This is a genomic window from Spirosoma flavus, assembly GCF_054778555.1.
On the sequence record NZ_BAAGZL010000001.1, the window covers coordinates 1,930,933 to 1,945,903 of the forward strand.

Annotated in this window: 15 protein-coding genes; 5 read left to right on the forward strand and 10 right to left on the reverse strand. The window is 45.9% G+C overall.

Annotated elements, in window-relative coordinates; all coding sequences use genetic code 11:
• Positions 1–12: 12 nt before the first annotated feature.
• From ACYVF1_RS07535 to ACYVF1_RS07550, 4 genes are all read right to left on the reverse strand, one after another.
• On the reverse strand, positions 13–963 hold the full coding sequence (locus tag ACYVF1_RS07535; protein ID WP_461077168.1) for a TIGR01777 family oxidoreductase: 951 nt from the start codon (positions 961–963) through the stop codon (positions 13–15).
• The gene (locus tag ACYVF1_RS07540; protein WP_461077170.1) at positions 960–1,724 is read right to left on the reverse strand and encodes a thiol-disulfide oxidoreductase DCC family protein; all 765 of its coding nucleotides are present in this window, start codon (positions 1,722–1,724) and stop codon (positions 960–962) included. Before ACYVF1_RS07540 ends, ACYVF1_RS07535 begins: the two co-directional genes overlap by 4 nt.
• A gap of 44 nt (positions 1,725–1,768) precedes the next feature.
• Complete coding sequence (locus ACYVF1_RS07545; RefSeq protein WP_461077172.1) at positions 1,769–2,269, reverse strand: GbsR/MarR family transcriptional regulator; 501 nt, start codon at positions 2,267–2,269, stop codon at positions 1,769–1,771.
• Positions 2,270–2,342: 73 nt separating this feature from the next.
• Complete coding sequence (locus tag ACYVF1_RS07550) at positions 2,343–3,008, reverse strand: peptidoglycan DD-metalloendopeptidase family protein (RefSeq protein ID WP_461077174.1); 666 nt, start codon at positions 3,006–3,008, stop codon at positions 2,343–2,345.
• 120 nt (positions 3,009–3,128) lie between these two features.
• On the opposite strand from ACYVF1_RS07550, the gene ACYVF1_RS07555 reads away from it, so the two are divergent.
• Positions 3,129–4,640, forward strand: coding sequence for a peptide MFS transporter (locus ACYVF1_RS07555; RefSeq protein WP_461077176.1), 1,512 nt, complete (start codon positions 3,129–3,131; stop codon positions 4,638–4,640).
• A 61-nt stretch (positions 4,641–4,701) separates the two neighbouring features.
• Here the strand turns inward: ACYVF1_RS07555 and ACYVF1_RS07560 are convergent, their stop codons facing one another.
• The 6 genes from ACYVF1_RS07560 to ACYVF1_RS07585 are packed head-to-tail and all read right to left on the reverse strand — an operon-like array spanning position 4,702 to position 8,246.
• Positions 4,702–5,037 (reverse strand): translation initiation factor, encoded by a 336-nt coding sequence (locus ACYVF1_RS07560; RefSeq protein WP_461077178.1) that lies wholly within the window; start codon positions 5,035–5,037, stop codon positions 4,702–4,704.
• A 7-nt stretch (positions 5,038–5,044) separates the two neighbouring features.
• On the reverse strand, positions 5,045–5,287 hold the full coding sequence (locus tag ACYVF1_RS07565) for a hypothetical protein (protein ID WP_461077180.1): 243 nt from the start codon (positions 5,285–5,287) through the stop codon (positions 5,045–5,047).
• A 6-nt stretch (positions 5,288–5,293) separates the two neighbouring features.
• Complete coding sequence (locus ACYVF1_RS07570) at positions 5,294–6,076, reverse strand: LytR/AlgR family response regulator transcription factor (protein ID WP_461077182.1); 783 nt, start codon at positions 6,074–6,076, stop codon at positions 5,294–5,296.
• A 12-nt stretch (positions 6,077–6,088) separates the two neighbouring features.
• Positions 6,089–7,564, reverse strand: coding sequence for a histidine kinase (locus ACYVF1_RS07575; protein WP_461077184.1), 1,476 nt, complete (start codon positions 7,562–7,564; stop codon positions 6,089–6,091).
• A gap of 58 nt (positions 7,565–7,622) precedes the next feature.
• On the reverse strand, positions 7,623–7,760 hold the full coding sequence (locus ACYVF1_RS07580) for a hypothetical protein (RefSeq protein WP_461077186.1): 138 nt from the start codon (positions 7,758–7,760) through the stop codon (positions 7,623–7,625).
• 24 nt (positions 7,761–7,784) lie between these two features.
• Positions 7,785–8,246, reverse strand: coding sequence for an SgcJ/EcaC family oxidoreductase (locus tag ACYVF1_RS07585; RefSeq protein ID WP_461077187.1), 462 nt, complete (start codon positions 8,244–8,246; stop codon positions 7,785–7,787).
• Positions 8,247–8,595: 349 nt separating this feature from the next.
• Here ACYVF1_RS07585 and ACYVF1_RS07590 point away from each other — a divergent pair, with 349 nt between their 5' ends.
• The 4 genes from ACYVF1_RS07590 to ACYVF1_RS07605 all read left to right on the forward strand — a co-directional run bounded on the left by ACYVF1_RS07590 (position 8,596) and on the right by ACYVF1_RS07605 (position 14,445).
• Positions 8,596–9,150, forward strand: coding sequence for a GNAT family N-acetyltransferase (locus tag ACYVF1_RS07590; protein WP_461077189.1), 555 nt, complete (start codon positions 8,596–8,598; stop codon positions 9,148–9,150).
• A gap of 119 nt (positions 9,151–9,269) precedes the next feature.
• Positions 9,270–9,983: a (d)CMP kinase gene (gene cmk / locus ACYVF1_RS07595; protein WP_461077191.1), complete on the forward strand. Its 714-nt coding sequence runs from the start codon at positions 9,270–9,272 to the stop codon at positions 9,981–9,983.
• Between the two features lie 15 nt (positions 9,984–9,998).
• The gene (locus tag ACYVF1_RS07600; RefSeq protein WP_461077193.1) at positions 9,999–11,072 is read left to right on the forward strand and encodes an NAD(P)/FAD-dependent oxidoreductase; all 1,074 of its coding nucleotides are present in this window, start codon (positions 9,999–10,001) and stop codon (positions 11,070–11,072) included.
• Between the two features lie 100 nt (positions 11,073–11,172).
• On the forward strand, positions 11,173–14,445 hold the full coding sequence (locus ACYVF1_RS07605; RefSeq protein ID WP_461077195.1) for a hypothetical protein: 3,273 nt from the start codon (positions 11,173–11,175) through the stop codon (positions 14,443–14,445).
• The last annotated feature ends 526 nt before the right edge of the window (positions 14,446–14,971 follow it).

The window sequence follows — 14,971 nt, forward strand, 5'->3', positions numbered from 1 at the left end:
TATTTTTCAGTTCTAAACAGAATGGTATTTAGCAATTAAATCTAAGAACGCTTCCTGCGCAGTAGGGAATTGAAATCGAAAACCAGAATTCAATAATTTTTTGGGTACTAAGTTCCGACTTTTGAGTACTAATTCCGGTTCTGTTCGCAGAAAAAAAGCACCAATGGTAAGCATCCATTCTGTCGATGTCAATCCAAATTTTGCACCCATACTCTTACGTAGCGTCTGCATAAAGGTTTTGTTCCGAATTGGATAAGGTGCTGAGCAGTTGTATGTACCTGTGATTGTATCGTTCTGGATGATAAAGTCAATAATGTTATTTAAGTCTTGCTCATGTAGCCAACTCATGAACTGATTACCCTGCCCCATTTGGCCACCCAATCCAAAGTGGACCAAGCGTTTTAAAACGGGGAATACACCGCCTTGCCGTCCTAAAACGATAGCCATCCGTAAAGCAACTCTCCGAACATGGGTGGGTATTTCAGCTTTCCAGAATGCGTTTTCCCAAGCCTGACATACATCTTCGGAGAACGTATACTGTAATTTGTCTCCGCCGATTTCGCCTGTATTCTCATCCATAGGTTTATCAAGTGAATGTCGATAAATAGTAGCGGAAGACGAGTTGATCCACAATACAGGCGGATTTTTGCTCTGTTGAATAGCTTCTCCCAGCACTTTTGTCGAATTAATCCGAGAACTAATAATCAGTTGCTTATTGCGTTCTGTGTATCGGCAATCCACTGATTTTCCCGTCAGGTTAATTAATACGTCGGTATTATCAACTTCATTTACCCAATCACCCAACGTTTCACCGTCCCACACGACGTATCGGACGTTATTGTGGTTCGGGTGTGGCTGGCGGGATAGGATAATCAGCTCGGTATCAGTGTTTTTCCAGTGTGCGCTAAGCAACTGTCCAATAAAGCCACTGCCACCTGCAAGAATGATTTTGTGCGCTTTCATGGAAATACAATCAAAAGATAAATTACTGTGAAACTAGCACTTAACCACAGGTTCAGACCAAGCCGGTAAGCACGGATAAAGTGTTGGCTGATAGCTAATGAACTGCCAATCAGCACACTAACTGGGAGGTGAAACGCTAAGCCAATAGCCATAATAATACCACCCAGTAGTAAGCTCATTGCCAAATGCCCAGTGTAGTCGAGCAGCGTTTCGAGGAATGAGAATTGTTTTTGGCGCCACAAATACAAAGCGACTAAACCAACTTGCCCGCTTAATAAAGCCATTACTGACCATTCCAGTGTGCCATTGAATACGTAGTGTAGAATAGTAACCAGGCTGAACACGAAGAAAATAAAAGACAGTCGGTAGCCAGCCCGAAACTCAGGTTGTAGGTCCAGTAGTTGCCAGCGGTTGGGCGGAGACGTAATGATTATTCGTCGGTTGAAGGAAATGAAAGCATATAACTTTTGTAGAATTGGTCGCAACCAGCTGAAAGACAGTATTTTTTCGATTGTTTTATTTCGCTGGCCGAATGCATAAATCAAGCTATCGATCCCGTAAAGTGTTTCTCCGCCGTCAAGGTCGATGAGCGGAATCTCGTGGCGAGCGCGTTGTAAATCTAGCTTATCAAGCAGCGGTTTGTCGGTCAGTTGATTATTGCCAATACGACTTAAGCAATTGCCTTTATCGGCTGAGACTAGTCCCTTTGTATACAATCGACACATAGGGCAGCTATTGTCATAAACGATTAACTTTTTCATGATTTCTGTAGTTTCAGAAATTATTGAAATATAACGCAAAAAAATTATCGGAACACTTTTAAAAATTGACTCATTAGCCAGTTTTCTTCGGCTTTGATAACCGCATTAAGCGTATTATCTGCAAAACCCACTACGTTACTCAACCCTTCCATAATACGATGAAATTCCTGCGATTCGGGCGTATCCGTTGGAATCGTTTTAAGGTCGTTCAGTACGTCGAGAACGGGCATGATTTCCCGTCGCCGACGTTCTTTAGCCACTTGCCGAGCCACTTTCCAAATATCTTTTTCGGCTACAAAAAACTCTCTTCGTTCGCCGGGCTTGAGCTGTTTATAAATTAGACCCCAATCCATCAAATCACGGAGATTCATACTGGCGTTACCTCGGGAAATTTGCAATTGCTCCATAACGTCTTCAGTTGCAAGCGGCTCTGGAGCAATCAGGAGTAAAGCATGCAATTGCGCCATAGAACGATTTATACCCCACTGGGTGGCCAGAGTACCCCAGGTATGAATGAATTTGTCTTTGGCTTCATCGAATGTCATGCCCAAAGGTAAATGAAAGTTTCTGTTCTTTCAAAACATTTTGAAAGATTTATTGCAAATACTTGTGTCTTGATTAAGGAAGCCCCTCAATTTCCATCCATTCATTTGGGTTTGGACAGATAGTCAGAAATTTCGCCCGGTCACGTAGCGAACAAACGCCGGGGAAATCGCCTTTCAGGCCAAGCATATCGGTCATTCGCTGAAAATGTAAATGCGGAGGCCAGTCACCGTTTTCAGGGTAGGGACCGATCTCGCCCAATTTCTCTCCTTTATTGAATGGCTTGCCTTCATAAAGACCATCCAGCGATGCGCGAGTTAGGTGGCCGTAAAGCGAGTAATGGGGTTTTTGCGTTACGTTGCTCTGGTGTTCGAGAATGATGGTTGGGCCATAGTCACCAAAGTTGGCGTTGTCCTGAAAACTATGTACGATGCCGTCCATCGGTGCAAAAACGGGCGTTCCAGCTTCTGCCCAAAAATCGATTCCCAAATGAATTTCGCGCGGTCCGTCGTACGGGGCTTCTTCGGTTACTACGTTAAAATGGGCGCTTCGTCGGTAAATAACTCTATGCTCATTGTAGCCACCAACTCCAATTTTGGCGCCAGCCGCGTTTAACTTCCCAAAGACATAATCTGTAAAGGCGGACGTATCAGTTAGATCAAGTGTGGCGAGATCAGGGTTAGTGGCCGAGAAATCAAGTACCAGATACGTATCACTCTGGAAATTAAATGGAAGCAGCATAGAACAACAGATTGAGGGGGCAGGTTAGTTGTCAATATTGGGTGACAACGGTATATTTACAGCTATTTTATTCGTTACTTACACATAATCTTCGGCAAACTAATCAATTTACCCAACCGAATGGAAGCCACTCTTGAAAAACCCATCCGTAATACACCCACCCTATTTGGGCACCCAATAGGCCTTTTCGTGCTTTTCCTTACGGAAATGTGGGAGCGTTTTAGCTACTACGGTATGCGGGCCATTTTGCTGCTGTTCCTGATCGATAATGTTAAGGGCGGAATGGGCCTTACGGAAGGCGATGGAGCTGCCATCTACGGAATTTATACAGCTTCTGTTTATCTGCTTTCATTGCCCGGCGGCTGGGTTGCCGACAACTTGCTGGGGCAGCGCAAATCGATTGTCATTGGTGGTATAATCATTATGCTTGGCCACATTATTCTGGCTTTTCCGGCCGGGCCTGGAATATTTTATGCCGGTTTGTGCACCGTCGCTATCGGGACCGGTATGCTTAAGCCCAACATCAGCACCATCGTTGGCGAATTATATCCAGAAGGGGGTGCTCGTAAGGATTCTGCTTTCTCGATTTTCTACATGGGCATCAACACTGGCTCGTTGCTGGGTATTTCGGTGGTGGGTTATTTAGGACAAAAAGTGGGCTGGCATTATGGTTTTGGCGCAGCTGCAATTGCGATGGCCTTGGGTCTGATTACCTTTCAAACCCTGGGCAAGCGATATCTCGGCAACCTTGGCAATTACACCGCGAAGCAAATCGCAACTGAAACAGAGGCTTCTCCGACGAGTAATCGGCCTATATTGCTATTTGTTGTGGCTTTGGTAATACTGATGGCCGTTCTGCAATTTACGGGCGTACTTGACCTGACAACGGCGCAGGGTTTAGCGAAGGGAATGGGTACGATTATCTCGGCGGTAGCACTGGGGTATTTTGCTTTTCTCATGATCGCCGGTGGTTTAGATACGGTTGAGAAAAAGCGAGTGACCGTCTTATTTGTTTTCTTTCTGGCGTCGGCAGCGTATTGGGCTGGTAATGAGCAGCAAGGCTCTTCACTGCAAATTTTCGCCGATCGCTACACCAACTTGGTGTTTTTCGGTTGGGAAATTCCATCGAGCTGGTTTCAAAACCTGAATCCGGCTTTTATTCTGATCTTTTCGCCCGTGCTGGCTGCTCTATGGCTGTTTCTGGACAATCGGAAAATCAGTTTTCCAGTCCCGGCCAAGTTTGCCGTTTCGCTATTGTTGCTGGGAGTTGCTTACGTAGTGATGGTATTTGCCGCCAAAGTTGCGCTGACCGGCGTCCGTACATCGTCTCTCTATTTAACCGCTACGTATCTGTTTTTTACCTTAGCCGAGCTGTTTTTAAGTCCGGTTGGATTGAGCGCCTTCTCAAAATTATCGCCCAAACGATACAGTAGTCAGTTGATGGGACTATGGTTTATTGGTTCGTCGCTAGGTAACCTGATCGCCGGTTTATTTGCCGGTGGTTTTGAGGAAGAGAATGTGCAGCAAATGCCCGAGTTATTTCAGAGTGTCGCGTATTTCGGCTTAGGCTTTGGTCTATTAATGCTGTTCTTTGTGAAACCTCTAAAACGCTGGATGGGCGGAATCGAATAGATATAAAATGTATGAGATATGACGTATTGCTGAGAACTACATTATATCTCATACATCATTTTCACCCTCCTGCTTTTTTCGCTTTATAGCCTTTGCCGGAGAGCCACGCCAGTACTTTGTCGCGGTGGTCGCCCTGAATCAGAATTTCGTCATCCTTAACCGAACCGCCTGATCCACAGGCGGTTTTTAGTTGTTTGCCAAGGTCGGCTAAATCGGAGCTGCTCCCGATAAATCCACGTATTGACGTAACAACTTTATTGCCCCCCAATTTCACAAGCCAGATTTTGAGATTCTGCTGAGCCGCTGGTAACGTATCAGCTTCGGGCTGGTCGTCAGCTTCGTATTGGAAGTCCGGGTTAGTAGAATATACCACGCCGGTTCGGTTTTTCTTACTCATAAAACGCTTATTTACGGGCGAAATTAACCGGTTTTTGGCTACGTCCCTGTCCAGTACGAAACCATTTCTTAACGTAGTGTCCCAGCCAGAGCCAGAAACCCGATAAAATAACGGCTGGTAAAATAACCATTCGAACGGCGAAAGCAGGCTCTGGCAGTGCAGCCACTGGCCCATAAATGTAGCCCAGAATCGGGAGGCTGGCCAGGATGTGGAACCAGCGGATAATTTTACGTTCGGTTGCCGCTTTCATAAGTTGTCAGAGTTCCATCAACTGCCGGACAGCTTCGCCATACGTACTGCCGGTGGTTAATTTGGTACCTTTTTTATCGTTCATGGCCAGCACAAATTTACCGTCGAAGTGACGGTGGACTTCTGCAATTTTATGCCGATTTACCATCACTGACCGGCTTACACGCACGAACGTATCAGGCAGTTTTTCGTTGAGTGTCGTTAGCGTATAACTCGTCAGATATTTCTGGCCGTCGATCGTTGCTAGAAACACGTATTTATCTTCGGCCTCAAAAAAAGCTATATCTGAAAGAGGCACCAGAATGATTTTTTCGCCGGTTTTTACTGAAATCGAGTAAATCTCTTTCTTAGGCTGCATCTGCTCCAGAAGCTTCATCACGCTCTCAGTCATAGGATTATTTATCGACCGAACTAATTCATTACGTTCTGCCAGGGTTCTGATTTTCTGGGCGGTACGTGCCAGCCGTTCAGCTTCGATAGGCTTCATTAGATAATCGACCGAATTTTCTTCAAAAGCCCGAATGGCGTATTGATTAAAGGCCGTCGCGAAAATAACCATCGGCATATGCGTCAATTTGGCCAGCATTTCAAAACCATTCAGTAAAGGCATTTCAATGTCCAGAAAAATAACGTCTGGTTCTTCGGCTTCTATGAGTGTCAGTCCTTCAGCGCCGTTCGACGCTTCACCAATAATTTCGAACGTATCGTTGTGCTTACTTAACAGACGTTTCAATCGGCTGATAGCCAATGGTTCATCATCAATCAGGAGGGTTTTTAAAGGAAATTGCATAGGGAGTTGAGATTAAGCGTCGGGTAGTATAGCTGTGTCGGTGGCCTTGATTTTATGCATGCTGATGGATATAAGTACCTGCTTAAGCGGCCAATTTTGAAGTTCAACGCGAGCGTTTTCACCGTAAAGCAACTTGAGTTTATCCTGAATGCTACGTAGGCCGTACCCGCCATCCATGTTGTCGGGAAAAGCCGGGCCGTTGTCGTGGACGCAAAGGTGCAATTCTCCACCTTTCTCGTAAATCCTGACGTCAATACGTCCCGTATCGGCTCGTTTAGCGATGCCGTGTTTAATCGCATTTTCAACGATAGGTTGTAGCAAAAACTGCGGTAGTTTCAGTTCGTTCAGGGCTGGGTCCGACACTTCGACACTGAACGTCAGTCGCTTCCCAAAACGCACCTGCTCGACTTGTAAATACGTCTGAACCATCTCCAGCTCGTCGGCCAACGTAGCAAATAGTTCACGGTCGCGGCCGGTTGAATAGCGGAATAATTTCGACAGAAGAAGCGTCATTTCTTCGGCTTTGTCGGGATCGTCGTGCACCAGACTGGCGATGCTGTTGAGTGAATTATAAAGGAAATGCGGGTTTATTTTCGCCTGTAGTGCGTCCAGTTCGGCACGGGTTTTAAGCTTTTCCAGGTTCAGTAGCTGAAATTCCTGTTCCGACAGTTTTCGGGTTAACTGACGCCCTTGCTGTAGTATGTATAAGAAAAAATTGGCAATCAATAAGTCGCCTATCATATAAATAGGCCAGGGAGCAGTCTCTTCAATGGCGCCGGGCCGCTTGGCCAGCTCATCAAGATAAGGCTTACCTAAGAGCAGGTATAGCCCTGTATTGACAATAAAAAAGCTTGTCGTAACTGCAAAGCTAACAAAAAGATGCCGTTGCCAAATAGCCCGAAACTGACGTGTGAGCCAACCCGACAATGCCCAGGTCATTAAAAATACGACGGCTCCGTCGGTAAGGTTTTGGACAATCAAAAAACGGTATAAGCCCGCCATTAGCGGATCTTTGGCCTTGATAATGAGATTTGTAAAAAAAATGACCGCATTGCTTCCGTAGATAAGCAACGCGCCTAGCATTGCTCCGATGAGCGTCCCTAAACCTGGTTTTTGCAAGAGGGTCGTCAACGTAATTGGCTCTGGTCGGTCGGCAGTAGGAGGGCGATATTTGCTACGTCCGGAAAAGTTGAACGTAGCACCCTCTACGTTGGCACCCGTCAGATCTACATCTTCCAGACCGCAAAAATTTAGGTTTGCTTCGAAGAGATCGGCGTCGGCAAACGAAGCGCCTTCAAGATTTGAAAAACTAAGGTCGGCCCCTCGAAGAATGGCCTTCTGAAAATTAGCCCTTTCCAGATTTGAAAAACGAAAATCGGCCTGCGACAGGTCGAGTCCGCTAAAATCGAAATTGGCCAGGTCGGAGCCCATCATATTCAGGCGACGGCCGTTTTTGCCAATGGTACCAATGAGTTGTTCGCGCGTCATAGACGTATAAGTCGGAATTCCTAAGTCGTTGGTCGTCAGTTAGTAGTCTGCTACGTCTTTATTGGCTGACAACAAGTGACTCACGACTATAGGCAGTTGGCCAGTTTAAATGTATCCCATTTTTTCCGGCCTTTTCAGAACGTAGCAGGCTACTGCCATCTAGTAACGTAATGACTGGAATAAGAACTTTTTTCATCGTATTTAACGGGTTTGCAAATAATTATTTTTTTGAGAACGACATCATAAGTCGCTGGAACAAACCCGGTTTCTGAATTCGACAATTATGGAAGGCACGGATTTTCCACGTACCGTTTTCTTTGATCAACACGGTCGTCTGAATCGAAAGCCGATCTAAAGGCGGCTCTTTCTGGAAGCGAAGTTTAATGGTTCCGGTTGAGTGCATAAGAGCAACTGTTTCGCTCAAAAATGAAATGCTTGGTGTTGATGTACCCGTGTGCATGGTCGAGCCATGTAGCGCCCACGAGTGAAATAATTCGTCATGAATTTTCTCATTCTCCTGACGGCCTTTTATATGCTGACCGGCAAACGTTACGTAGTCGCAATCGTCGGTAAGATTTTGACCAAACGCATTCGCATCACCAGCATTCCAGGCGACGGCTAAGTTGTCGAATACCTGTCGAATAGCTGTTTCCTCATCCGTTTTAATCAGTTCGTTTATCATAGCTTTAATCAATAAATAATGACTAATGAAAAATGTATAAGATATTGATAAGCAATCTATTTATGATCGTAGTGCTTCCGATCTGGAAGAGGAGGTAATCAAGCTTCAGGATTTTTCACTACGTTGTTGGTTACTTGCTGGTTGGGTGACCAAAACTAGGTACTCTTTTGGGCTACTAATTGTATTTTCCGACGAATACAGTAAAGCAAGGTGTGAATCAGGGTAGGAGGGAGATGAAGTTATTCGTAGTATTGGCGACGTAATGGCTCACAAACTGCCTGATTAGGCTAACATTTGCCTAAACGTATTGTTACTGACTTACTTAAGAAGGCCTGATTTGACTACTACTTTGATCAATTTTCCTCTATCTATCGGTCAGTTACGCCCCTGGCGGGAAGGTGACGAAGAGTCGCTGGTGCGGCACGCGAACAATCGTAATATTTGGAACAACGTTCGGGATTTTTTTCCCTATCCGTACACGCCCCGTGATGCCAACTCGTGGGTGCGCTCCAATAAATCTTATCAACAGCCTAATAATCTTGCTATCGATATTGACGGTCAGGCTGTTGGTAATATCGGCTTTACGGTAAAAGACGATATTTATCGCTACAACGCCGAAATTGGCTACTGGCTGAGCGAAGACTTCTGGAGACGTGGTATCCTGACCGAAGCCTTGCCCATTATGACCAATTATATCTTTCAGAACTTTCAGGTAAATCGCATTTTTGCCTGCGTACTTGAGGGAAATATCGGTTCAATGAGTGTACTCGAACGAGCATGTTATCGACACGAAGCCATTCTCCGGAAAGCGGCTATCAAGAACAATCAATATCTCGACGAATACATCTTTGCCATACTACGTAGTGATTATGAAAACGTAAGCCATTCAGCTTATGGAGGTTAGCTGACGAAATATGTATGAGCGCGAGAAACGTAGTATAATTGCATTAAAACTTGCTTAACTATACGCCGTTTTTTGAGTTACTTTGTTGTATCACTACCGCTTCGGCGGGCCCCCTATACATGCCGAAGATAGTCATCGCCATTGATGGATATTCGAGCTGCGGAAAAAGTACGACCGCAAAAGCCGTAGCCGCCCGCATGGGTTACGGATACATCGACACCGGCGCCATGTACCGTGCCGTTAGCCTGTTTTTTATTCAGGAACGTATCTCGCTCAACAGCCATCGGGACGTAACACTGGCGCTTGAAAATATCCATATTGCGTTTAAACACAACGCCAAAACAGGTAAAAACGAAACTTGCCTCAACGGGCTGAACGTAGAGGAGGAAATTCGTAAAATGTACATCTCCAACATCGTTAGCGAAGTAAGTGCCATTCCAGAAGTTCGCTGGGCAATGGTAGCTCAACAGCAAAAGATGGGGCGTCGCCGGGGTGTAGTAATGGACGGCCGCGACATTGGTACAAAAGTATTTCCAGATGCGGAAGTAAAAGTGTTCATGACGGCTGATACGTATACCCGCGCCCGACGCCGTCAGCAGGAGTTGCTGGCAAAAGGCGAGATGGTTAATTTGGAAGATATTATCCACAATCTCGAAAAGCGCGATCTCATCGATACTACCCGCGCTGAGAGTCCACTTATTCAGGCACCCGACGCCGAACTGCTTGATACGTCGTATATGACTATTGAAGAGCAGGTCGAATGGGTAATCGAACTAGCTGACCGAAAACTAGCCATTCTTCACCGTGAACGTAACGGAAAGGTAGTGACCTAACCGCGAGCTGCCTCTATGAAAGTCGATTTTTTGATTGTGGGTCAGGGAGTCGCTGGTTCGGTGCTGGCCTGGACCCTCGACCAACGAGGCTGCTCCGTTATCCTGGCCGACGCGCCAACGCTACCTTCTGCTTCGGGGGTGGCGGCTGGCATCGTAAATCCGTTGACGGGCCGTAAGCTAGTTCGTACCTGGAAAGCTGACAACCTATTTCCGTTCCTGCACCAATTCTATTTCGACATCGAGGATCAACTCGGCGTTCATTTCTTCCAGCCCAAAAATATCTACCGTCCATTCCGATCAGAAGCCGAAAAAGTAACGTATCAGAACCTTGTATCGGCAGAGGATATACGGCAATACGTATCACAGTCTGTTGATTATCAAAAATATAGCGGTTTTATTGATAATCCTTTCGGTGGAATAGAGGTTACTCAGGCAGGATGGTTGGATTTAATTGAATTTGTCAGAATTATTAAAGGCTATTTTATTAAAAAAAATCAATACTTTGAGGGCGTAGTTTTAGGTAAAGATTTAGAAATCAGACATAATAAAGCAAAATGGCAAGGTCTTGAAATTAGTAAAGTTATATTTGCGGATGGTGTTTTAGCGCGCGAGAATCCATTATTTGCGTGGTTGCCTTACAATCCTGTGAAAGGACAGATTCTGACGGCGCTTGTTGATAATTACTCTATTAGTAATATAGTTAATCAGGGAATTTTTATCTTGCCTGTCCGGAAAGGGTTAGTAAAAATAGGGGCTACGTATAGCTGGCACGATTTGGACTGGCAAACAACTGACGATGGGCGTCAGTTTCTAGAGTCAAAGGTTCGATCATTGCTAAAAGTACCTTACGAAATAGTTGGCCAGCAGGCCGGTATTCGTCCGTCGACAAAAGATCGGCGTCCGTTTATTGGCATGCATCCCGAGCATCCGGCTGTTGGAATTTTTGGGGGAATGGGTACTAAAGGTGTCTCGTTGGCCCCTTATCTGGCCGACCAATTTGCCCGCCATTTGCTGGATGGAGAAGAATTAGATTCAGAAGTGAATATTCGTCGGTATATATCGTTATTAGAAGGAGCCAGGAATGCATAGGCAGTAACAAGAATACAATACGTTATTATATATACTGGATATATACTGACGAACTGTTCTCAACCTGCTATTTCGACCCTTGCTTCTGACTATTACTCGTATGCGAAATCAATACATTTTGCTGTTGAGCCTGTGGCTGGTTGGCGCGAGCACAGCCATAGCACAAAATTTTCCGTCAATGGAGCGATTTGGGAAAAATCGCATTCAGTATCGCAGTTTTGACTGGAAAATAATCCGCACATCGAATTTTGAGATTTACTACTATCAGGATGGTACCCAGATCGCCAACCTGACCGCCCAGTATGCTGAATCTGAATTCGATCGGATCACCGAATTATTAGGATATACGCCCTACAACCGCGTCAAAATTTTCCTCTTCAATTCACCCGAAGAACTGGCTCAGAGCAACATCGGCCTCAACGCACAGGGCGGCCTTAGCAGCCAGGAACAGGATCTTTCAAAATCACGTATTGAGCTGGCTTTCACGGGCGATCAGGTCAGTTTTCGGAAGCAGATTATCCACGACGTAGCGATGCTGTTCGTCTATGATATGCTTTATGGCGGCAGCCTGAAAGACGCTCTTCAGAGTTCGTTGCTCCTAACACTACCCGATTGGTTCATGCCGGGAATTGCTTCCTACATTGCCGAGGGTAATAGTCTGGAACTGGATGATTACATGCGCGACGTATCACTCACGCGTCCGGTACGTAAACCGTCAATATTGTCGGGGTCGGATGCCGAACGAGTAGGCCACTCAATCTGGAATTACATTGTGCAGCGTTACGGCCGCGATAATATCTCGAACATTCTGAACCTGACGCGTATCATTCGGAATGAGCAGAACAGTATTTCCAGTACGTTAGGAATTCCATACAGCCGTTTTCTGCGCGAATGGCGCGATTATTACACCGGCATGGCTACTAACGTAACACAATCGTACGCCAGCAGTACTGACGATTTGCGTATCAAGGTAAGTTCCGTGAACGACAAAACGTCACTGATTAGCCTTAAGTTAAGCCCTGATAAACAGTTTATTGCCTATACAGTTTTGCACGATGGCCGGTTTCAGGTAAACGTAGTAAACACGTCAAATAAGAAGAAAACGACTATTCTGACGGGCGGTTACCGACTGGATGGGCAAACTTCCCGAACCAGTACGCCACTTGTCGCCTGGCAGCGCGATAATAATCTGCTGGTCATTACCGACGAGTCGGGGCAGACGAACCTGTACCAGTATAGTTTTGAGAAACGGCCTAAGCGCGAGTTTAAGCGAACCGTCAACAACCTGTCGCAGGTTGTTTGGATGGATGCTTCAGAAGATGGAGGCAGTTTAATTTTGAGCGCCGATCACAAGGGGCAAAATGACCTATTTCTGTATAGCATCAATCGGGGAACGTATCAGCAGATTACCAACGACTTGTACGACGATTTGTATCCGGCGTTTGTCGGGCGTACCGCGCAGCAGGTGGTTTTCAGCTCGAACCGGAAAGATGATACGTTGGGTGTCGATAAAGGCTCCTATAAAACAGTACGTGATTATTTAAGCCTCTTCTCACACGAAGGAAGCGCCCGCAATCTATCTGTAACGCGACTAACCGATTCGTTAGCGCACGCAACGCAACCAATTCCGGCTAATGAATCAACTGTTTATTTCCTGAATGATGTCGGCGGAATCCGTAACCTCTACCGACTCAGTACCGAAAGCAAATCGGTACAGCAAGTAACTGCTTTCCCGCAGAGTATTCAACTGTACGACCTGCTCCCAGCCAACGGTGGATTTGTGTACAGCAGCATACGGAATGGAGAAGTTTACATCGGTTTTAAAGCCCAACTGAATTTGTCGCAGAGTGCGCAAACGCCACCTACGCAACGTGTTGCCAGCACACGTCCGGCCTCCCCGGCGGCCGCTCGACAGGCACAGGTTAAGACAGATACGGCGGCTCGTGCTGCTACGTCTCCCGCTGATTCGTCGGTACGTTCTCAAGCTACTTCTGTGCAGGCAACTACCGTTACACCGTTGGCACTTGAAGCGGGTGAAGTAGATACCGATAATTATAAGTTCGATCCCGACGTACTGAAAGCAACCGAAAACCGCCAGCGTCGTTCTGGGGTCAATACGTCCTCTATTGTTACGTCGGCAACCTCGCTACGTAACCGGCGTCGGGAAAATATCACTATTCGCGGGCCGTTCCCGTATCAGGGCTTATTTGGCGTGAATGAAGCACCTTCGAACTGGCGAATCGATCCTATTCGTGGATTCGGTTATGCGCAGGAGGTAACATTGACAGACTTACTGGAAAACCATACGTTGCGTGCCGGTGGGTTTATCAGCCTGACTAACGCCTTGCACAACAGCGATTTATTTGCCGAGTATACCAACTCAACCCACCGCGTTGATTTTGGCGCACGGTTCGACCGGCAGACGCTGTTCATCGACCAGCCGGGTATTAACCAGAAGAACCGGTACAACCGTTTTGCTGTGTCGGCCTCTTACCCGTTGTCCGTAAACAGTCGCTTTACGTTGTCGCCTTTCTACGCCATGACGCGGCTGATTGATATCTCGTCGTTTGCCGACCCTGATCGGGTTTCTGATTACCTGGGATTACGCGGGGAATTCGTTTTCGACAATACCAAAGTCAACGGTATGAATATGATGGTAGGCACCCGGTTAAAACTTCGGTATGAAGAATATTCCGGACTACGTTCTTCGTCTGAAAGCTGGCGACGCCTTTCGCTTGATTTACGTCACTACCAACGTATTCATCGCGACATTGTACTGGCGCTGCGTTTTGCTTTCAGCCAGTCGGGTGGGCCATCGCCGAAGCAAAGTACACTGGGTGGAATGGAAAACTGGATTGGTTACGGTGTGAATCAGCGTGAGAACGTATCGTCGAACCCGTTGCTTGTACCTAATCCGTTTCGTACCGAAATGTACGATTATAGAAACGTGTTTTTCCTTGATTTTGCTGCTCCGCTACGTGGATTCCGGCAGGGAAAACTCACAGGAAACAGCTATATGTTATTTAACGCCGAGTTTCGATTGCCTCTAATCAGATACTTATACCGGGGTAACGTAACGTCGAATTTCCTGCGGAATCTTCAGTTGGTCGCTTTCTCAGACATTGGTACGGCTTGGTCGGGTAGTGGGCCATTTAATCGGGCCAATAGCCTGAATACAGAAATAATTGGAGGGGATAAAATTCCATTCCGAGCTACTGTAACTAACTTCAAAAATCCATTCCTGATCGGTTATGGGGCTGGCGTACGGACTATGATTTTCGGCTACTTTGTTAAGTTCGACTATGGTTGGGGTCTTGAAGATAAAACGGTATCCAAACCAATTGCGTATCTGACTCTGGGGTATGACTTTTAAGCATGATACGGGTGAAAACCTGTAACCGATAACTTTAAATTGCGGGTTTTTATCCGCGTTACGTTTAAAACCGCTTCTCAAGAAGCGGTTTTTTCATTTATACACATGCCGGAAAGTAAATCTATAGGGAACTACGCACCTGGATATTATCTTTGTCAACCCCATAAGTGCGCTACCTACATATTTCAGCAGATGCGTTTTTAATCGCTGAGTATGTTCTTCCTTTAATTGGTCTTTTGAAACGTAACTGTTTCATAAATAGCCTGATAAAAAATCTGCGCTTTAGCTGATGTTAGCTAAGATTGTTCAGCGAAGATTGCAATTGGCATAGTTTTCGCTAAACGGCCTGCGACACATAGAATGGCTAGTAAAGAGCAGTTATAGGCTATCCGATCGCCCATATCTGGTTATATTGTAACTAGTAACCCTGATTAACTCTCTAGAAAAGAGCTTTTTAAAGACTCAGGACCGTAATGAAGACGAACTTAGCCGCTATTTGGCATAGTTTTCGTTGATTTTGTAGTGA